The organism is Micromonospora inositola (genome assembly GCF_900090285.1).
Classification (GTDB): Bacteria; Actinomycetota; Actinomycetes; order Mycobacteriales; family Micromonosporaceae; genus Micromonospora; species Micromonospora inositola.
On sequence record NZ_LT607754.1, the window covers coordinates 4,256,437 to 4,276,661 of the forward strand.

A 20,225-nucleotide genomic window follows, 5' to 3' on the forward strand; every position below is an offset into this window, starting at 1 on the left:
TCACGGCGCCTCCAGATTCAAACGGAAGGGTCCTCACGGCAGGCGCCGGCGTCGGTGCCGTCCGCGATTGCGAGTAGAGGGTGATACTGGCTCCGCTCGCGGAGCCTAACTTTTGATGGTTGTTAGTTCAAGCCATGAATTGACGGCTAGCGATGTTGAGTCGCAGCAGCACGGCAGCCCATCATGCCGCATCGATCAGCAGCTACGCCCGGGCTCAGCGCCCAGCGACCCGGCCAGCGGCTCCACCACCCACGCACCGGTCCTCACCAGGGAGGATGGGGTTTCGGCAGGGGCAGGGCTCACGCCCCGCCGATCGCCAGTCAGGTCATCGCGGTATCTCACGACGGCCGGCGTGATGATCGCTCCCGGCCGGTCAACGCAGATGTGACTCGATGGCCTCGATGATGCGGGGACGGAGCTCGGCTGCACGGATGACGGCGTCAACGGAGCCGACCTCGACGGCGCGCTGGATGTTGTGCACGCGGTCGAACTCCGTGGCCACCTCACCGAGCTTCTCCGCGCGGACCGACGAGCGGAGCTCGTCGAGTTCCGCGGTCAACGCGGCGCGGTCGGCTCCGGACGCGGCCGCAGCGCGGGCCTCCAGGTCCCGCACGCGCGGGTCAGCCGCGGCGCGGGCGTCGACGTCGCCGGAGAACACCACCGCAGCGGCGGGAGCGCCGCCGAGCACGGAAGCGAACGAGCCTTCCAGCGCCAGCACGGTCATGTTGGGGTTCAACGCCTTCGAGAACACCACGAACGCGCCGCCGTGGTACCGCGAGATCACGCAGAACACGATGGGCCCGCGGAAGTTCACGATCGCGCGGCCGATCTCGGCGCCGTACTCCAGTTGCAGCTTTCGCATCGACTCGGGCGAGCCGTCGAAACCCGACAGGTTCGCCAGCACCACCAGCGGTCGGTTGCCGCTGGCCGCGTTGATCGCGCGCGCGGCCTTCTTCGACGACCGCGGGAACAGCGTGCCCGCGGTGTAGGTGTCCGGGCCGTCGGTGGGCGGGAAGCCACGCCGCGGCACCGCCCGTGACTCGATGCCGAGCAGGCACACCGGCATGCCGCCCAGGTGCGCGTCCTGCACCACCGCGGTCTCCGCGTCGGCCATGCCCGCCCAGCGTTCCAGCACCGGGTGGTCCTGGTCGGACAGCGCCCGCATCACGGTCCGGATGTCGAACGGCTTCTTGCGGTCCGGGTTGGCCCCGGCGGAGAAGATCTCGCCGACGGTGGTGAAGTCGCTGCCGGCTGCGGCATGCGGGAAGTCGGAGATGTCGCGGTCGGTGGGGTCGGTGGTGGTCGTCCGCCGCGGCACGTCCTCGCCGGGTGCGACGTACGTGTGGTCGTAGTGTGACATCAGCACGTCCCGCGCGGCGGGGAGGTTCGGCGCCCAGTACTGCGCCTGTCCGTTCGGGCCCATCACCCGGTCGTAGCCGCCGATGCCGAAGTTGTCCTCGGCGGACACGCCACCGGAGAAGTCGAGCGACTGCTTGCCGGTGAGCACCATCGCCGAGTCCGGTGTCATCACCAGGACGCCCTTGGTGTGCATGAGCATCGTCGCCTCGGCGTTCCAGTACGGCTGCGCGCCGACGTTGATGCCCGCGACCACAATGTTGATCTCACCGCCGTCCTGGGTGAACTCGACGATCCGCTTGAGCGCCGCCGCCACCCAGTCCATGTTCTCCGTGCCCGACTTCATGGAGATCCGGGCGCCGGCGGACAGGGCGTACCACTCCAGCGGCGCCCGCATCCGCTCGGCCAGGTCCAGTGCGGCGATCACCCGGCGGCACTCCGGCTCGGACAGGGCGCCCAGCGACTTCGTCGGGTCGCCGAGCAGTACGACCCGGGTGATGCCCTGCGGGTGCCGCGGGGTCGGCGTCGTGACCAAGCCCGCGACGATCGCCGCGGTGTTGCGCCCCTTCGGTCGGTCGACCGGCACCAGCGCGTGGTCGTCGTCCAGGTCGTGCTCGGCGAAGTCGCCGAGCAGGCCGGTCAGCTCGTACGGGTACACCGTGTTGCGGCTGCTCGCGCGCAGCACCTTCAGCCGGTAGTCGTCGAGCGGCTCGACCGGCTCGACCGGCGGCTCGCCGACGGTCAGCTCGGCGCCGCCCGTGGCCTCGAAGGAGATTCGAACGGCGATCTTGGTCAGTTCGCCGGTCCCGCGGTCGCGCTGCCGCGCGATGAACAGGATCTCCTCCAGCCCGGCACCGGCGGTCGTCGGGCGCACGCGCCCGGCGATCATCTCCATCTCCTCCCGGGTGAGGTCGCTCGGCGGCCACACGTAGATCACGATGCGGTTGGTGTTGAAGCGGGTCTTCGACGGTCGCCGGGACTGCGCGCGGCGGATCGAGTCGAGGCAGGCGGCGACGGTGTCCTCGGTCGTCGGCAGCGCGACCAGCCGGCCGTCGTGGTCGCGCAGCTCGGTCAGGTCGCGCACCTGCGCGAACGCGACGAGACGCTCGTCGGACGGGTTCTCCCGCGCCACGCACTGGAAGAGGTAGACCTCTTCGTCCGACGACGGCAGCCGGGTCAGGTCGAACTTGTGCAGCCGCTCCAGCTGCATCCGCTGCGCGATGTACGGGTGCAGGCCGCGGATCAGCCGCTCCTCGGCCATCCCGGCGCCGGACGGGCGGAACGTGAAGTGGTGGTGCATCACCGCTCCGCCGCGACCCGCGACGGTGGTGGTGACTCTGCGGACCTGGTGCGGCAGCGGGTGCGCGTTGACGACCTCGAGCAGCGCGGTGGCCATCGCGGCGAAGTCCTCCGGCTGGCTCTCCCAGGCGAGGTAGATGTCGGCGTCGACGGCGTCCTCGCCGCTGGCCAGCTCGGCGAGCCCGCGCAGCGCGCCGCCCAGCGCGTCGAAGCTCACCGCGGCGGAGACCACGCTCGAGTCCGTGCGCTCGGCGACCACGAACGTGCAGCCCGCGACCTCGCGGATGCCGACGCTGGTGAGCCCCTTGTTGCCGTAGTACCGCCGGGTCAGCACTTCCAGCATGACCGCGTTGTCGAGGTGGTCGCGGACGAGCCGCTGGCCGAGCAGCCGAACCAACGGCTCGGTGCTGCGTACCATCTCGGCGATGCGCTCGGCGCGGTCCGGCGCGTCCGGGTGCGCGTCCAGGTGGCGCTGGTGCTTGCGGACCTTGGCGTAGACGCGGGCGCGGTTGCGGCGCAGCAGCGGCTGGGCGAACCAGGCGAACACCACGCCGCGGGCGAGGTCGGCGACCACGGGGAAACGGACCTGCGTCGCGGCCACCAGCCGCTCCAGCGCGAGGCCCGCCGGCTCGCGCAGCGTCTCGTCCGGCGGCGACTCCCGCAGCCACGCGCGCAGCAGCGTCGCGACGACCGTGGCGTCGGCGGACGCGCGTTGCTGGGCGAGGAAGATCCGGAACACGGCGGCTTCGAGCTCGGGGGAGCGCTCCAGGTCGGTGACACCGTAGTGCCCGAGCGCCTTGGCGAGCCTGCCCTGGAACGAACTCGGCAGTCCGGCCCGCTCGACGTCGAGGCTCTGCAGATAGGTGTGGAAGTACTCGCGGGCGCTGTGCACGTGGGCGTCGTCGCCGCCGTCCTCGCCCGTGGGCCGGTTGCGGCTCAGCTCGGCGAGGTCGGCGAACACGTTGACGAGGTCGAGTTCCTCGGCCAGCGGCCGGTGGCCGTCCTCGGTTGCGGCCCGACGCGCGGCGAGGTAGTCGTCGAGCACCCGACGGTCGTCGTGCGGGTCGACGTCGAAGCCGAGCAGCAGGCCGCGCAGGTCCTCCTGGCCGCGCGTGGCGCGCTTCCGCGCCGGGATCTCCCCGGGCGCGGCGGGCAGGTCCAGCTCGACGGACGCGGCGGCCGGGCCGTCCGCGTCCTCGTCAGCCTCCTCGGCCAGCGGCTCCAGCCGCAGCAACGGTGCGCCGGCCTCCACCTGGCTGCCCACGGAGACGGCGCATTCCTTCAGCCGCGCCTTGAACGGCGCCCGCAGCACCGTCTCCATCTTCATGGCCTCCAGCACCAGCACCGGCGCGCCCGCCTCGACCTCGGCGCCGACCTCCAGCGGCGTGGCGACGACCAGCGCGGGCATGGGTGAGCGGACGACACCGCCCTCGTCGCGGCTGACCCGGTGCGTCACGCCGTCCACCTCGACCAGGTGGATCGGCCCGTGCGTCCCGGTGAGCAGGCGGTACCGGGCACCGTTGACGACGATCTGCCCGGTGTGCCGGTCGAAGCGGTCGAGCTCGACGTCGGCGGTGCGGACGGCCCCGCCCGTTTCGATGCCGACGCGGAACCGGTGCGCGCCGACCCGCGCCACGCGCATGCGATAGCCTGCGCCACGCAGCTTGAGGTCCAGCGGCCGGCCACTCCTGTGCTGCACCTGCGGGCGCCCGCCGAACGCCGTCGACAGCAGCCGCCGCCGCTCGATGCGTTCCTCCTCCTCGTACGCCTCGATGGCGGCGGCCGCCAGCGCGACGGCGGAGTGCCGCTGCGCGACGAGTCTGCCAGCGCCGCGGACGCGGTCGATCCAGCCGGTGTCCGCGCTGGCGTCGATCACCTCAGGCTGGTCGAGCAGGTCGAGCACGAAGCTCTTGTTCGTCGCGCCACCCTCGATGATCACCGTGGTGTTCGCCATCGCCCGGCGCAGCCTGCCGAGCGCCTCGTCGCGGTCGCGACCGTAGGCGATGATCTTCGCGATCATCGAGTCGAAGTCGGCGGGGATGGTGTCACCCTCGCTGACGCCGGTGTCCACCCGGATGCCCGGTCCGGCGGGCAGGTCCAGCCGCGCGATACGGCCCGGGGAGGGCGCGAAATCGCGGTCCGGGTCCTCGGCGTTCAGCCGGGCCTCGATGGCGTGCCCGCGCTCCACCGGCGGCTCGCCTTCGAGCCGCCCGCCCGCGGCGACGTGCAGCTGCGCCTTGACCAGGTCGAACCCGGTCGTGGACTCGGTGATCGGGTGCTCGACCTGCAGGCGGGTGTTGACCTCGAGGAACGCGAACAGCCGGTCGCCAGGGTGGTAGAGGAACTCGACGGTCGCCGCACCCCGGTAATCGACCGCGACGGCCAGCCGTTCGGCCGACGCCTTGAGCTCGGCGGCCTGCGCCGGGCTGAGCACCGGCGACGCCGACTCCTCGATGACCTTCTGGTTGCGCCGCTGCACCGAACAGTCGCGGACACCGAGCGCCCACGCGGTGCCCTGGCCGTCGGCGATCACCTGGACCTCGACGTGCCGTGCACCGGTGACCAGGCGCTCCAGGAACACGACGCCGCTGCCGAACGCCCGCGCTGCCTCCTGGCTGGTGCGATCGTACGCGTCGGCGAGCTCGGCCGCGTTCGTGATCACGCGGATACCGCGCCCGCCGCCGCCCGCGGTCGCCTTCAGCATCAGCGGGTAGCCGATCTCGGTCGCCGCCGCCAGGGCGGCGTCCAGGGTCTCGACCGCGCCACGGCTCCACGGCGCGACCGGCACGCCGACCTCCTCGGCGATCAGCTTCGCGCCGATCTTGTCACCGAGCTTGCGCATGGCCTTCGCGCTCGGCCCGACGAAGACGACCCCGACCTTCTCGCACAGCTCCGCAAACGCCGGGTCCTCTGCGACGAAGCCCCAGCCGACCCACGCGGCGTCGGCCCCGGTCTCCACCAACGCACGCTCGAGCGCCTTCAGGTCCAGGTACGGGCGCCCGGACGCGGGACCGAGATCGTAGGCGATGTCCGCCTCACGCACGAACGTGGCGGTGCGGTCGACGTCGGTGTACAGGGCGACGGTCTCAATCCGGGTCCCGGTCTCCGCGGCCAGCTCTCGGACCGCGTGGATGAGCCGCATCGCGGCCTCACCACGGTTGACGATGGCGACACGGCTGAACACCCGACCGACCCCTCCGGTAGACCCACGATGTATGCGCCGCGAGACCCCGGCCTCCGGCAGTGATCACCTTTCCGCCTGCCGGCTGGCAGCGCCATGTCGTAACCACCGAACCCTTAGCGGCACCGTTTGTAGGAACCGAACAAAACTTTTTGGCCGCCCCCACCGGCATGCCCGCACCACTTTCCCGGAATGCGGGCGGGGCGCCGGCCACCGGCCGACGGCCCCCGGGAAAGCTCGGCTCAGCGCCGCCAGACCACCTGAGACGTGGTGGTCGGATCGAGGACGACGTCGCCGTTCCAGGTTAGGAATGACGGCTGGGGTAGGTAGTCCTGGCCCAGGAAGAAGCCACGCTGGATTCCGGTCACCTGCACTGTCGCGCCGCTGTCGGCACCGACCACGCCCCGGTGGATACTCACCTCGGCGATGTCGTCGGTCGTGGTGCCGGCGGGCAGTTCGACGGTGGTGGCCGCCGGGATGTCGCGCTGGATCGACCAGGTCGGGTCGACGTGGTGCGACAGGTAGACGGTCTGGCCGTTGACGAGGCGTACGCCGAGCGAGACCCCGACCCAGTTCGCCCCCGAGTTGGCCGGCAGGGTGGTCTTGTCGACCACGGCGTACAGGTAGTTGCGCTGGTCGCTCACGTTCGGCGTGAGTGCCGCCGTGGGTGAGGCCGGCTCGATCTTGCCTTCGCGGAGCATCTCCTTGGCCATGACACCGGCGGAGCTGCGTCGGTCGCCGGGCTGTCACAGGCCACCGACGCCGTCAGGAGTAGGACCACCACCGCTGCTCGGAGAGCTCTCGGCGCACCCGCAGTATCGACCGTCGGCGAACCGATCTGCCCCGGACAAGATCGCCGGCCCGACGATCTCCGTCACGATCGCGGTGCCGTCGGCGCGGCCATCCCCGGATGCCACCCTTTGATGCTCGGCACCCATTCGTGCCGCAGCCAGCGTCCGCATCTCAGCCGGAGAAGAGCCGCCCGCCCTCGACGGCCGGATCCCCCGGTCGAGACCGCGGCCCGATCCCCGCCCGGGACGGCGGCCCGAGGCAGCGTGAGATCGGCGTAACAGGTGATCAGCCAGCGCTACGGGCGGAGCCCGACGTACCGTGAGATCGTGCCGACGAGAGATCTGATCACCAGCGCTGACCTCGACGAACTTCGCCGCTCGGCGCTCGGCACAGCCAATCCGCTCGGCGTCGCAACCGACCTGGCAGACGCGGTGGAGCAGGGCCGGCTGGCGGAGCCGGAGGACGCCGGGGACGCGCTGACCCTGGCCGCGGAGATCGCCGAGATCCGAGGGCGGCTGGACGCCGCCCTCCGGTACGCGGACCGGGCCTTGGAGGCGTACCCGTCGGTAGAGGATGCCCGGGCCGGCTTCGCCCGGGCGCTGCGGGCCCGGATCCTGTTCCGGGCCGGCGGCCGGGAGGACGAGGCGATGGCGGAACTCACCGCGCTGCGCCAGCTCCTGATCGAGCAGCCCGAGGCCCCGGTGTACGTCAGCGCGGCACTGGACGCCGGCGATCTCTCGGTGATCGCCGAGGAGTGGCTGAGCGAAGCGGTCGACACCGTGCTCGGCAGGCGCGCCACGGCGGCCGGAGCACCCACTGAGGCCGTACCCGCCGCCGAGGCGACGGTGGAGGTCGGCCCTCCGGAGGCGCCCGGCGTCCTGTTCTTCCTGCTCCAACAGCGGCACCGGGTACGCCGGGACTTGAACCTGCCGCATGATCGGCAGGACGATCTGGCGGACCGGCTGGAGGCTCAGCTCGTCCGCCGGGCGGAGCAGCGGCAGGGCACGGAGCCCGACCTGCTCTTCTGGCCCCGGGTCGAGTTCGACCGCCTGCTCGCCGAGCACGCCGAGCTGACCGAGGCGTACGGGCCGGACTGGGACGCGCACCGGGGCCGCCTGGAACGACACCTCGTCCAGCAGGCCAACACCGGTCGGACCGGGCTGAGCGTGGTCGGCGCATCGGTGGATGGGCTGAACGGCTACGCCAGCCGGCACAACGGGGATCCGACGGATCCGGAGATCCGCACCCGCTACGGGCGAGATCTGGCGACCCGGACCGGCGCGCAGATTTCCTGGCCGCCGGAGCGCAACGACGCCTGCTGGTGCGGCTCGGACCTCAAGTACAAGAAGTGCTGCCTGCCGCGCTCCCGTAGCTGACCGCCTCGCCAATCGCTGCTGGCGGCAGTCGGGCCAGGCCGGCCACGGCGAGCGCTCGCAGCGAAATGGGGTGGCCGCAGGATCGGGATCACGAGCGCACGCGGTCGCCGCGCCGCAGGGACGATCCGGCGATGGGGGGCTCGCGATGATCAGGTTATGCGCGGCATACATCGTCAATGCGGTCGTCGTTGGTACCCATCTGCCGCTGTCGGCTCGGCCTGGCATCGTAGAGGCATGTGCAGGAACATTCGCGTGCTCCACAACTTTGAACCGCCTGCGACCGACGATGAGATCGAGGCCGCCGCCATCCAATACGTGCGCAAGGTCAGCGGCACGACACGGCCGTCCGCGGCCAACGAGGAGGCGTTCGGCGAGGCGATCCGCGCTGTCACGGCGGCCACCCGGACCCTACTGGACAGCCTCGTGACCAAGGCACCTCTCCGTGACCGCGAGGTGGAGGCCGCGAAGGCCAAGGCGCGCGCGGCCGAACGGTACGGGCTTCGACCGGCGGCCTCCGGCTGACAGCTCCCGATCTCACTGGCCACGCTCTGCTCTGGTCAGGGCTTCCTGCTCGGTGACCTCTTCGGCAGCCCCGAAGGTGTCGAGGAGGACTGGGCGGCGGCCTGCACATATTCCTGGTCAACGACCGGTCAGCCGTCGTAGCGGAGCCCGTGTCCGAAGGGGTAGAGGGCACCCGACCCGTTCGCATGGGGGATTGTGACGGGCAGTTTTCCGACGGGGTTGACCTCCCCGAACAACACGCGGGTCAGTGACTCCATCGAGGCGGCCGTGTAGCCGTAGGTGGCAAGGTAGGTCGGTGCCTCCGTGAAGTACGAGATGTCGTAGGGATTGCGCATGCCGGACACGACGACCGGCTTGCCCGTCGCGAGCAGCGCCTTGACCAGGGCCTGCTGAGCGGCGGCCGACGCGGTGGGCAACCCCGTGATGGGATTGACACTGGCGGCGTTCATCGTCGACACCACCACAAGGTCGCTGTGCGCGGCGTCGGCGACCACCTGGTTGATCCTGGTCTGGCTGGGTGTCGTGCCCGTCTCGAGGACGGTCACGGTCTGCCCACGTCGGCCGATCGCGTTGCCGAGCGTGGTCGTCGTCGTCACGCCCCAGCCGGTCACGAGAACCCTCTGCGGGTCGCGAGTGAGCGGAAGCACGTCGCTGTCGTTCTTGACGAGCGTCGTGGTGTGGTCCGTGATGAGTTGCTCGTCGCGGAGGTGGTCGGACGCGCCCACGACCTTGGCCGCCAGCTCGACGTTCACGAACGGATCCTTGAACAGCCCCCTCGTCATCTTCAGGCGCAGGATCCGGTAGACCGACTCGTCAAGGCGCCGCATGGAGATCTCACCGCTGCCGACGGCGTCGAGCACCGCGGTGTAGGCGACGTCCATCTGCGGCGCCAGCACGAGCTGGTCGGCGCCTGCCTTGAACGCCTCGACCGGCGCGACGTTCGGCGGGTACGTGCTTGTCGCCCCTTGCATGTCGAGGGCGTCGGTGACGATCAGCCCGTCGTAGCCCATCTCCTCGCGCAGCAGCCCGGTGAGGATGGGCTGCGACATCGTCGCCGGTGCGCCGCTGGGATCGACCGACCGGAGTACGACGTGTGCGGTCATGATCGTGTCGACGCCTTGGGCGATCGCGGCCCGGAACGGCGGCAGGTCGATCGCCTCGAGCTGCTCGCGGGTGTGGGTGACCTCCGGCAGGCCGAAGTGGCTGTCCGTGGCGGTGTCGCCGTGCCCCGGGAAGTGCTTGGCAACCGTGGCCACGCCGCCGTCGTGGTAGCCGTTCACCTGGGCAGCCACCATGTTGGAGACCAATTCGGGGTCCTCGCCGACCGACCGTACGCCGATGACCGGGTTGGCGGGGTTAACGTTGACGTCGGCGACCGGTGCGTAGTTCTGGTTGATCCCGACGGCCGCCAACTCGGTGCCGATCACCTCGGCCGAGCGGTGTGCGTCCGTCACCGATCGTCCCGCGCCGAGGGCCATGTTGCCGGGCATCGCCGTGGCCGGTGCGACGAGGCGGAAGACGACGGCGCCGCCCTCCTGGTCGGTGGAGATGAGCAGCGGGATCGGTTGCCGTTGGCTGAGGGCGGCCGTCTGCAGCCCGTTGGACAGGGTGGCGATCTGACGCGGGTCCTGCACGTTGTCGGGCCCGCGCCTGGAGTCGAAGTAGATGACCCCGCCCGGCTTGTACTTGTCGATGACCTGGGCCGGGGTGTCCACACCGTACAGCGCCCGGTTTCGAGCCGCCATCGTCGGAGACACTGTGCTGGCATCCTGGCCGTACACCTCGACGACGAACAGCTGCCCAACCTTCTCCTGCACCGTCATGTGCTGAAGCCTGCTGATGATCTTGCCACGGAGCGTCGCGTCGTCCGAGTAGCCGGGCCCACTACCATTCGCCGCACTGGCGGGGACCGCCCCTTCGGCCACCGCCGGCACTGCCGGAGACGACAGAAGCGCCCCAACCGAGATGACGGTGATGCAGACTCGCCGGCCGAACCGATGGCGCATGCCAACCTCCGGAGGGGAAGACCAGTGACCAACCTAACTGTAAGCGGACCTAACTGTAAGCGGAAGATTTGCTGTCGTCGTTGCATTCGCAGCCCCGGCCGTGGCCGGCTGGCCATTCTGGCTCAGGTTGCGCGCCCGGTAGACCTCGATCCTGTGGTTGGGATCGGCGTTCTTGGTGCTGTAACCAGGTCGCGTGAGCTGCTACGCGAGCGCACCGCCGAAGCTGTCCGCGCCGACCCCACGGTACGAGTTCGCTGGCTGTCGGATTACAGCGTGCGGCGGTGTCCGCGCCGTGGCCGCTACCCGAATTTCCGTGGAGTGTGGGCCGTCCTCGCGCTACCCCGTTGGCGAGGACGGCCGGTCGCGCGGTTACCCTGCGGCGATGACGGTCGGCGAGGACGGGGAGCGGCTGGCGGTGTCGCTGGCTGACCGGCTCGACGCGCTCACCTTCACCGACCTGACCACAGACCAGGTCACCGCCCGGCTGATCGACGTGGTGGTCGACTGGGCGGGGGAGCGGGGCTGGCGGGTCTACCGGCGGGCGTCCAGCGTGCTTCCGCTGCCGCCGCCGATGTCCGCGCAGCAGTCGGTGCTCGACGTGGCCTGTGCCCGCCCGGACGGGCCGCCGGTCGTCGTCGAGGTCGACCACGGCACGCGCCGCCGTACTTTTGAGAAGTTGCTGGCCGAGGCCGACGCGGGGCGGATTCCGCTCTGGGTGCGTTGGGGTGCCGGCCGGTTGACTGCGCCGCCTCCGCCGATCCGGATGGTGACCTGCGAGGTGACCAGGCGGCCGGACCCGACTGGCCGAGGTCGGTTGCACAGCCGCTCGCCGCTAGCCGACAAGCTGCCACCGGCGCACTCCGCCGTGCGGGTCGGGGAGGTGGCCGCCGTCGAGCTGCCGCTGCCGCCGCCGAAGTTACCCGGCGCCCGGGCCTGAGAAGGGGCACGGTCCAGTCGTAGGCGGCACGGCACTGTCCCTGCGATCATGACCGGCGGCCCTGCAGTGGCTTGACCATCAGCCAACGCCCGTCATTTCGCGGCCACCGTTTACCAGTCGGTATGTTTCGGACTGCGGTTGTTCCCCGGGTTCGACGGCTGACGGCGGCCGATGACTCTCATCGGCCGCCGTCAGCCGTTGTTCTCACCGCAGCAGATACCCCATGGCCCTGCCCATTACCGAGTTCCGGGTGGCCACATCGGTGATCCCCTCGAAGCCGAAGCCGAAGTAGAGCGTGGCATCGGTGGCGACCACGGCGCCTTCGGGGAAGCCCGCCGCCGTCGTTCGGACGAAGTTGTTAGTGTTCGACGCGCTGCCCGCCGGCGGTCCGGTTGCCGCCCAGCCGCCGAGCCCGTCCTCGAACGATGTGCTGCCCTCGCCCGTGGACACCTCGACGTCGTCGACGAACACGCCCAGGCCCTGCGTGGTCCAGTCGCTCACGTACGCGATCGAGACCTCGACCTGACTGCCTGCGAACTGCCCTAGGTCGACCCGCCACTGCTGCCAGCCACCGGAGACACCGGAGGCGGCGTGCCATGCGCCGGTCGTACCGGTCGGGCTGCACGTGCCGTCGGTGTTGAGCGTCTGGTAGTGGTCGAGGTGCGGGTGCAGGTCGCGCCAGCCGGCCGGGCACGACTGCCCGGTCTCCTGGTTGGTATGGCCGTTGAGGTCGGGCAACGTCGTCCAGTCGTTCTGTCCGGCCGTGTGGGCCTCGACCAGCACGTGGTCCCACTCCGCCTCCGTGTTGTACGACGTCCAGAAGGACAACGTGGCACCCCCGGCCGGAACGGTGAGCGTCCGGGTAAGCCGCTTGTACGAGACGTCGGCGATCTGCGAGTAGGCGTAGTTGTCACCGGTGTGCGGGTCGAAGGGCCCACCGGGCCGGTCGTACCTGGCCGCCGGCCAACTGCGGAACTGCGGGAAGTCGGCGACCGGAAGCAGCCCGCTCGTGGTCAGGAACGAGGCGCTGTGATCCTGGTTGGTGGCGCTGCCGGGGCCGTTGAAGCCCCAGTCGAGGCCGTTGAACGGGGTGTCGATGCCGGCCACGTCGTACAGCCCGCCGGCCGGGTTCGCACCGGCGTCCTCGTTGATGGCCCCGGCGCCGAACCAGTATTCGATCACGTCGTTGAGGCCGTCGCCCGAGCCGCCGAGCGCGCGGCACCGTCGCAGGATGGCCGGGTCGGAGCACATCTTGTTCTCGAACGGGTCGTAACGCTGGGTGCCGTGGCCCGGCGCGTACTGGTGACCGGCGTACTTGCCGGTGTAGAGCACGCGGCCGTCTTCGTTGAGATAGTCACGCACCTGCAGCAATTCCTCCATCGCCAGCCGGGAGGCATTGCCCGCACCCCAGCCTGGCTCGCGCGTGATGATGTCGTTGCCCGTGTACCAGATGACCGCGTCGTAGTGGCTGAGTACGCCTAGCGCGTCCGGCGCGGTACGCCCTCGAGCGTCGACGTCGTACACGTCGTACCCGATCCCGTTCGCCGCCAGGGCGTCGGTGTAGTACGACAGGAAGTGCGGGCCGGGGGTCTGGGCGGGCGAGGCGCCCGTGTAGTCCTCGGCCGCCATGACCAGCACGCGGTTTGTGCTCTCGGCGAGCGCCCGGTAGGTGAACGAGTCGCTGGCGGCCCCGCCACCCTCGAACCACACCTTCACCGTGTCGCCCGGGTTGGTGCCGGTCACCTGTCCGCGCATGACCCGGTAGTAGTTCGAGTTCCCGACTCCGTAGCGCTGTCCACCGGTCCACTCCGACGTAGGGGCGCTGTGCACCGTACCGCGGTTGATCTGGAACTTGACGGTCACGGCGCCGAGGCTGCGCTTGGCGAGCACCCGTACCTCCTGCGGGTCGCCGTAGGAGACGTCGAAGGTGAAGTCGAACATCGCCAGGGCGCCGTTCTCCGGGTCGACCTCGGTCTGGTCGAGGTAGAACGGCTTGACCGTCATGCCGACCGGCGACACCGGGTCCGCCGGGCGGGTGGCCGAGCCGGCCAGCGCGAGATCGAACGGGAGGGTCTTCTCGAACTCGGCCTGGATCAGTGCCTCGTCATCCGGGAAGACGAAGCCACAGCCGGGGCACCCCTCGTTCAGTTCCGGAGTGAAGGCGACCGTGCCGTTGGCCGTGTCGGCGTAGTCGGTCGTCTCGCCGTTGGTCACCTACAGCTCATCCGAGCTGATGCCGGGGTCGAAGCCCGGGATCGCCGGGCGGGCGTCGGTGCCGGCGAGCGCGGTGTAGATCGGGTTGTCGGCCTCGGGCGTGCCGATCTGCCAGCCCTGCGGGTAGAGGATGTACGGCCCGAAGGAGTGGAAGTTGGACTGGAACTTGGGCTTGATCCGGTCGAGCAGGCCCTGCATCGCCTGGGTCTCGGGCTCGGAGGCGGGGCTCGGCCCGCGGTAGGTCTCCCCGGCGGAGATGGACGAGGAGCCCTCCTCGTCGTACTTGAAGCGCGAGTTGAAGTTGCGGTTCGGGTCGACACCGTCGCCGACGGCGATTTGACCGTCGTTGTTGTTGTCGCGCAGGTTCTTGCGCCACAGCCGTTCGTTGTCGAACGTGTACTGGTATCCGTCCGGGTTGGCGGAGATGACGAACCACAGCTCGGTGCTCTTCAGCAGGTCCTTGATGTCCTTGTCGTTGGCCCGCCAGCGGTCGATGTACCACCTCAGCAGGCGACGGTTGACCTCGACGCTGATCCACTCGCGGGCGTGCTGGTTCGAGCTGTACAGCACGGCCGGGCGCGAGGCGTCGGGAACCTCCTTGGCCGCTTGCGTCACCTTAAGCGCGATGAGCTCGCGTCCCTGGTACGTGTGCCCGAGCACCTCAAGCTTGACCAGCTGCGGGTTCCGCTTCGCGAGGTCGTACAGCTCGTCGCGGATGCCGCCCGGCTCGTCCCAGGACCGCCACACGTTGTATCCGCTGGCCGCCTGCTCGGCGGCGAGCTGGCGCTGGGTCTTGCCGTCCTTGTTGCGCTTGGGCGCGACGCGTAGGCCTCGGTCGCCGAGCCGGGCACGCTCGGCGTCGCTCAGGACCACGTCCAACTCGACGTCTTCCCCGACGAGCCGGGTGGCCGCGACGTCGAGACCCTCCTGGACGAGCTGAGCGGCCTGCGCGGGCTCGGCCCGCACGGTGTACATGTCGAGCTCAGCCTGCGACGGCTGTGCCGCCGAGGGTGCGACGAGCCCGAAGATCATCAGGAGTAACGCTGACAGGAACACGGTGGAGCGCTTCATTGCGACCCTCCAACCCCCCCTGGTGGGCACAGCCGCTCGGGGAGTGGCCATAGACGCGGGTAGTCGTCTCGCCAGCATGCGAAAAGGCTGGACATCGATGAATCCTCCGTCCGGACGGACTCCGATGCGCCGGTAAGCTGCCGAGGGGCCGATTGGAGGTCTGGCTGAGGTGGCGGTTGCCGAACGTGGGCCGCCGTCGTGCCGGTGTCGGCCGCGGCCGGCACGAATCCCTGGCGGAGCAGCCAGCCGGCGATGTCCGATACAGCGTCGCTGGGGCCGAAGGTCAGTCGGGTCAGGTCGATCGTAAACTGGCCCGCGCTGGTCGCTCCTCGCCCAGGCCGCGGTCCGTGCGGTACCGCACCCGGTGGGCGGTGACCGTCGGGAAGGCCAGCCCCCATACCGTTTCGCGGCGCAGCAGTCCGCGCGTACCACGACGGCATCGACGGGGTGCCGGCCGTCGAGTACGTTACCGGCGAGTCGATCTGGCGATGGTGGACGGCGGGGAGGCCGCATGGCCGGGAAACACCGTTCGTGGTGGGGCTGGGGGCACGTCGAGGACGCAGTGACCGGCGCGGAGGCCACGTCGTTGGCCGACCGGGTGCGTGCCCTGCTGCCCGGCGTCGACCTGACCGAGCATGTCGCGCCGCCGGTGGCCGAACTCGGCCTGCGCCCGCCGCGGGTCGATCCGCCGACGTCACTCGCCCGGCTGTGCTCGACGGACCCGGCCGACCGGGCGGCGCACACCCACGGCAAGGCGTTCCGGGACGTCGTCCGCAACCTGCAGGGGGACGTCCACGACCCGCCGGACCTGGTGGTCCGGCCGGCGACCGAGCAGGACGTCGTCGACGTCCTGGACTGGTGCGCGGGCCGGGACATCGCGGTGATCCCCTACGGCGGCGGCTCGTCAGTGGTCGGCGGAGTCGAGCCGCGGCTGGACGACGCGTATCCCGCGGCGGTCAGTCTCGACCTCGGGCGCCTCGACCGGGTGCTGGAGGTGGACCCGACCAGCCGGGCGGCCCGCATCCAGGCCGGCGTGTTCGGCCCGGCGCTGGAGGACCAGCTCCGGCGGCACGACCTCACGTTGCGGCACTTCCCGCAGTCGTTCGAGTTCTCCACCCTGGGCGGCTGGTTGGCCACCCGCGCCGGCGGTCACTACGCCACCGTCCTAACCCACATCGACGACCTGGTGGAGTCGTTGCGGGTGGTCACCCCGGCGGGCACCAGCCAGTCGCGCCGGCTGCCCGGCTCCGGCGCCGGGCCGTCCCCGGATCGGCTGTTCCTCGGCTCGGAGGGCGTGCTCGGCGTCATCACCGAGGCGTGGATGCGGCTGCAGGACCGGCCGCGCTGGCGGGCAGGCGCCTCGGTGCACTTCACCGACTACGACGGGGCGGTCGCCGCCACCCGGGCCATCGCCCAGTCCGCGCTGCACCCGAGCAACTGCCGGCTGCTCGACCCGGCGGAGGCGCTCCTCAACGCCGGCGCCGCCACCACCGGCGGCGTGCTCGTCCTGGGATTCGAGTCCGCCGACCATCCGGTCACACCATGGCTGGACCGCGCCGTCGAGCTGTGCCGCGACCACGGGGGAACCCTGCCGGAGCCGCCCCGCGACGACGACTCGTCCGGCCCACGGCAGCGGACCGCCGCAGCCGACGCCTGGCGGTCAGCGTTCCTGCGGATGCCGTACCAGCGCGACGCGCTCGCCGCCCGGTCGATGATCGTGGAGACGTTCGAGACCGCCTGCACCTGGGACCGATTCCCCGCCTTGCGCGCCGCCGTGCTCGACGTGGCCGGCGACGCGCTCCGCGCCGTCGCCGCGACCGGTGTGGTCACCTGCCGCTTCACCCATGTCTACCCGGACGGCCCCGCCCCCTACTTCGGCGTGTACGCCACCGGCCGCTGGGGCGCCACCCTCGCCCAGTGGGACCAGATCAAGCATGCCGTCTCCGACGCGCTGCTCGCCGCCGGCGGCACCATCACCCACCACCACGCCGTCGGCCGCGACCACCGACCGTGGTACGACCGGCAGCGTCCGGATCCGGTCGCGCGCGCATTGCGCGCCGCCAAGAGCGCGCTCGACCCGTCCTGGATCCTCAACCCCGGCGTCCTTGTCGATCCCGCCGGCTGACCTTGGGGCCGGCCCCCGGACGACCGGTGGATCACCTGCACCTGGTCGCCGTACGGGAACCGGTCCAGGGCCTGGTGGAGCCGGTGGTCCATCAGCCCGCAGTACGAAGACGCCGACTTCATCCGCGAGGTCCTGGACCTTGTCGGCGACAAGTGGAGCGTTTTGATCATCGGTACGCTCGCCGATGGCCCCATCCGCTACTCGGACCTGGGCGACGCGATCCCCGGCATCTCTCAGCGCATGCTCACGCTGACCTTGAAGCACCTGCAGCGCACTGGGCTCGTCACCCGGACCTCCTACCCCGAAGTCCCGCCCCGCGTCGAGTACGCCCTCACCGAACTCGGCACCTCGCTCCTGTCCACCGTCCTGGCCCTGGCGGCCTGGTCGTCCGACCACCATGCCGAAATTCGCCGCCATCAGACCGAGTACGACAACGTCACCGCAACCCAGGAGCGCGGACTGGCGACGCGTCATGGACGGTCTCACCGCCGTCGACAGTGAGCTGCCTGCGCAGCGACTCCCGATGGGCCACAGGCTCGACGGCCCATTGGCTCGGATCGCCTTCCGCGCTCAGGGCCGAACAGATGTGCATGGTGTGCGCCAGGTTGAGCCGGGGCGGACACTGGCGACGGCCGGCGCCGATCGTTGCGCACGGCGGCGAGGACGCGGCGGGGCCGGGCATGTTGTGGCTTGCTGGTCCCAGGGTTTGGTGATGCCATCCGGGACGCCGCGACTTCACGGCCGGAGTACCTCGTAAGCGCATGTGCGCCGGCCTGCTCCGACGGCGGCGACCGTCAGGAGGTGACCGACGTCGCCGTACCTGTGGGGCTTGCCGGTGGCGACGCGGGGTCGGTGGACGCGGAGCCGCTGGGCGCAGGGCTGCTCGGCCCCGGCGTGCCGCCCGACGGAGTCGGACCAGGTGTGGACGGGGCCGGGGTGGGGCTGCCGGACGGGCTGGGAGTGGCGGTGGGCGGCGGCAACGAGGGGGCGCCGGTCGATCCGGGCGTCGGACGCACCGTCGGCTTCGCGGTCGGTGGCCTGGTGGCCGGGCTCGTGGCCGTCGGCTTCGGGGCGCCGGTCGCCGAGCGCGGAGTCGCCGTGTCGGCGGTCGGCTTGGGCAGCGACTCGGTCTGGGCCACCGGAACGGTCGGTGGGGCGACGTCGGCGGGAGACGGACCGGAGACGACGTGCGCACTGGGCGTGGCCGGGAGATCCGGCGTGGGAGTGGCCGGTGCCGGCCGCAGGTCCGGCGCGCCGGCGGCCCGCGCCGACACGGCGTCGCCGGAGTCAGCCTCGGCGTCTCCGATCAGCGCGAAGCCGAGACCCGCTCCGCCGACCAGCAGGGCGGCGAGGGCTCCGGTCGCGACGGGCAGCGCGGCCGAACGGGGTGGGCGGGGACGCCGGTGGGCGGGCAACGAACGCTCCTGACCTACTGGGACGACTGAGCTGGCGCGACAACGCCGGCCCCGACCCTGCCGCCCGCCATGCGCGACCGCCAATGGCCGGACGGCGGAGGTGACCGGGATCACCACCAATCAGGCATGCGGCGGCCGAAGCAGTCACCAGACCGACATGTCGGACGAGCGCGTCGATGCGGCGGAGATCAACGCCCGGGGGTGCGAGGTCGACCACGTCACGGTCTACCGATGGGTGCAGCGGTTCACCCCGCTGCTGGCCGGCGCCGCCCGCTTCTGCCGGCACCCACCAGGCGACAGGTGGCACGTTGATGAGACGTACGTCAAGGTGAAGGGGGTGTGGCGCTGCGTGTACCGGGCGGTCGACCAGTACGGGCAGGTCATCGACGTGCCCGCCGCGACGCGGGCGCGGCCCGGCGGTTCTTCCGGCGAGCGTTGTCGGCGTTGAGGGTGACGCCCACCGAGGTGGTCACCGACGCCGCCGCGGTCTATCGCGCCGTGCTCGACGAGCTGATCCCACAGGCGTGGCACCACGTCGAGCAGTACGCGAACAACCCGATCGAGGCTGATCACAGCCAGTTCAGACAGCGGTTGAGACCGATGCGCGGGGCTACGAACGGACAAGGCAGCACAAGTGATCGTCGCCGGACACATGTTCATGCAGAACCTCCGACGCGGACACTACGAATTCGCCGTCGATGCCTCGCCGGCTTCGCGGGTGGCCGCGGCGTTCACCGAACTCGCCCCAAGCGATCTGACCGAGGACCCCGGGACGGGTTCAACACGTCCGCCGATCCGATAGCGCCCATGCCGAGATCCGGGTGTCAAGTGTCCAATGAGGAAAGCGCGGCGACCCGCGTCGCTGCGCGGCGTTGATCGCAGATCACCGGCCCGCTGGCCATCATGGGTCACCGGCCCCCGGCTTGTTGGAACGCGCGCAGCCGTTCGCCGCGCAGGCCGACGCAGTCGTGTGCCCAGAAGACGTCGGAGTAGACGAACGCGCCGTGCATCCAGTCCTCGTACGCTGACAGCCGGGCCACTTGGAACGCGCCTGGCGCGTTCCGCAGCGTGGGCGGTCGGAAGCCCAGCCGCTCGGCGTCGTCGAAGCCCCGTGCACCGTAGTAGCCGGGCGCACCCTCCAAGAACACCAGCGGCACGTCCTGGGCGTCGGCGGCGGCCAGGGCGTGACCGATCAGCGCGGTACCGATCCCAGATCGCTGGAACTCCGGCAGGACGCCCAGCGGCGACAGCGAGTACACGGCCACCAAACGCTCCGGCGCATCCAGCCGGCATCCGCTGAGCATCACATGCCCGACGACCCGATCGTCTTCGGCGTCGTTGACGGTGGCCACCAGCGACACCGGCGCCAACGGCGCCGGGGCGGTCCGCAGCTCGTCAACCAGGCCCGGCACTCGGTCCGGATGGCCGAACGCGCGAGCGTGAACCTCCCGTACCGCCGCGTGATCGTGCTCCTGCTCCAGCCGGTACCGCACGTCATGTCCCATCACGGCCGCAAGGTTAGCCGCAAGGCCACGCTATTTCGAGGAGCTTCTGTCCGATCTCAAGGATCATGGCGGGAGGCTGATCGTGCTCGCAGTCCACATCCGGATCTGCCGCTGACAAAGCGCGGCGCCCGCGAGTGCGCTCGTCACTGTCCGTACCCACCGTGGGGGTCGCTCGCTTCGTGTCGCGGGGCGAACGGCCCTGCGTTAGGCAGACTGTCCCGGCTGACCGTGTGGGTCCATTGCGGGGCCGGGATTGGGGGAGCACGTTGGGAGCAGTTGGGTGCACTGAACGCCGTTGAACTGAGCTCAACGGCACCGAACGGCGCTCAACGGCATACGCCCCGACCTGGCGTGTTGCGTTTTCGCAGGCAAAGTGGGTGCAGCGTCCTGCTTCACACGGAGTGCTCGGCCGTATTGAGCAGCGGT

Annotated in this window: 12 protein-coding genes and 1 pseudogene; 7 read left to right on the forward strand and 6 right to left on the reverse strand. The window is 70.6% G+C overall.

Annotation, left to right across the window (positions count from 1 at the left end):
• Positions 1-373: 373 nt before the first annotated feature.
• Both GA0070613_RS20300 and GA0070613_RS20305 read right to left on the reverse strand, forming a co-directional pair.
• The gene (locus GA0070613_RS20300) at positions 374-5,839 is read right to left on the reverse strand and encodes an ATP-binding protein (protein ID WP_089013742.1); all 5,466 of its coding nucleotides are present in this window, start codon (positions 5,837-5,839) and stop codon (positions 374-376) included.
• A gap of 239 nt (positions 5,840-6,078) precedes the next feature.
• Positions 6,079-6,549 (reverse strand): hypothetical protein, encoded by a 471-nt coding sequence (locus GA0070613_RS20305; RefSeq protein WP_197698930.1) that lies wholly within the window; start codon positions 6,547-6,549, stop codon positions 6,079-6,081.
• Between the two features lie 405 nt (positions 6,550-6,954).
• On the opposite strand from GA0070613_RS20305, the gene GA0070613_RS20310 reads away from it, so the two are divergent.
• A complete protein-coding gene (locus GA0070613_RS20310; protein WP_089016077.1) occupies positions 6,955-8,004 on the forward strand; it encodes an SEC-C domain-containing protein in 1,050 nt (349 codons plus the stop codon).
• Positions 8,005-8,238: 234 nt separating this feature from the next.
• Entirely contained in the window at positions 8,239-8,526 is a 288-nt protein-coding gene (locus GA0070613_RS20315) for a DUF2277 domain-containing protein (protein WP_089013743.1), read from the forward strand.
• Between the two features lie 128 nt (positions 8,527-8,654).
• Here the strand turns inward: GA0070613_RS20315 and GA0070613_RS20320 are convergent, their stop codons facing one another.
• Positions 8,655-10,532, reverse strand: coding sequence for a glycoside hydrolase family 3 protein (locus GA0070613_RS20320; RefSeq protein WP_089013744.1), 1,878 nt, complete (start codon positions 10,530-10,532; stop codon positions 8,655-8,657).
• 382 nt (positions 10,533-10,914) lie between these two features.
• Here GA0070613_RS20320 and GA0070613_RS20325 point away from each other — a divergent pair, with 382 nt between their 5' ends.
• Positions 10,915-11,469 carry a hypothetical protein gene (locus GA0070613_RS20325; RefSeq protein WP_089013745.1) on the forward strand — a complete coding sequence of 185 codons (555 nt, stop codon included), beginning with the start codon at positions 10,915-10,917 and terminating at the stop codon, positions 11,467-11,469.
• A gap of 204 nt (positions 11,470-11,673) precedes the next feature.
• Here GA0070613_RS20325 and GA0070613_RS20330 read toward each other — a convergent pair whose 3' ends face one another.
• Positions 11,674-13,683, reverse strand: coding sequence for a hypothetical protein (locus GA0070613_RS20330; protein WP_089013746.1), 2,010 nt, complete (start codon positions 13,681-13,683; stop codon positions 11,674-11,676).
• Complete coding sequence (locus tag GA0070613_RS20335) at positions 13,684-14,754, reverse strand: M14 family zinc carboxypeptidase (RefSeq protein ID WP_157746410.1); 1,071 nt, start codon at positions 14,752-14,754, stop codon at positions 13,684-13,686.
• 511 nt (positions 14,755-15,265) lie between these two features.
• Between GA0070613_RS20335 and GA0070613_RS20340 the strand changes: the two genes are divergently transcribed.
• From GA0070613_RS20340 to GA0070613_RS20360, 4 genes and pseudogenes are all read left to right on the forward strand, one after another.
• Positions 15,266-16,879 (forward strand): FAD-binding oxidoreductase, encoded by a 1,614-nt coding sequence (locus GA0070613_RS20340; RefSeq protein WP_089013748.1) that lies wholly within the window; start codon positions 15,266-15,268, stop codon positions 16,877-16,879.
• Positions 16,880-17,011: 132 nt separating this feature from the next.
• On the forward strand, positions 17,012-17,380 hold the full coding sequence (locus GA0070613_RS20345) for a winged helix-turn-helix transcriptional regulator (protein ID WP_331716736.1): 369 nt from the start codon (positions 17,012-17,014) through the stop codon (positions 17,378-17,380).
• A gap of 300 nt (positions 17,381-17,680) precedes the next feature.
• Positions 17,681-18,307 (forward strand): hypothetical protein, encoded by a 627-nt coding sequence (locus tag GA0070613_RS20350; RefSeq protein WP_089013750.1) that lies wholly within the window; start codon positions 17,681-17,683, stop codon positions 18,305-18,307.
• A gap of 162 nt (positions 18,308-18,469) precedes the next feature.
• Positions 18,470-19,096: pseudogene (locus tag GA0070613_RS20360) on the forward strand (IS6 family transposase); the annotation flags it as partial.
• A gap of 106 nt (positions 19,097-19,202) precedes the next feature.
• On the opposite strand, the gene GA0070613_RS20365 reads toward GA0070613_RS20360, so the two are convergent.
• Entirely contained in the window at positions 19,203-19,799 is a 597-nt protein-coding gene (locus GA0070613_RS20365; RefSeq protein WP_089013753.1) for a GNAT family N-acetyltransferase, read from the reverse strand.
• Positions 19,800-20,225 lie beyond the last annotated feature (426 nt).

Excerpts from the sequence above, each read along its gene's own strand:
- GA0070613_RS20305 (WP_197698930.1), bottom strand. The coding sequence starts at position 6,549 with ATGGCCAAGGAGATGCTCCGCGAAGGCAAGATCGAGCCGGCCTCACCC.
- GA0070613_RS20325 (WP_089013745.1), top strand. The coding sequence starts at position 10,915 with ATGACGGTCGGCGAGGACGGGGAGCGGCTGGCGGTGTCGCTGGCTGAC.
- GA0070613_RS20340 (WP_089013748.1), top strand. The coding sequence starts at position 15,266 with ATGGCCGGGAAACACCGTTCGTGGTGGGGCTGGGGGCACGTCGAGGAC.
- GA0070613_RS20315 (WP_089013743.1), top strand. The coding sequence starts at position 8,239 with ATGTGCAGGAACATTCGCGTGCTCCACAACTTTGAACCGCCTGCGACC.
- GA0070613_RS20335 (WP_157746410.1), bottom strand. The coding sequence starts at position 14,754 with ATGAAGCGCTCCACCGTGTTCCTGTCAGCGTTACTCCTGATGATCTTC.
- GA0070613_RS20320 (WP_089013744.1), bottom strand. The coding sequence starts at position 10,532 with ATGCGCCATCGGTTCGGCCGGCGAGTCTGCATCACCGTCATCTCGGTT.
- GA0070613_RS20365 (WP_089013753.1), bottom strand. The coding sequence starts at position 19,799 with ATGGGACATGACGTGCGGTACCGGCTGGAGCAGGAGCACGATCACGCG.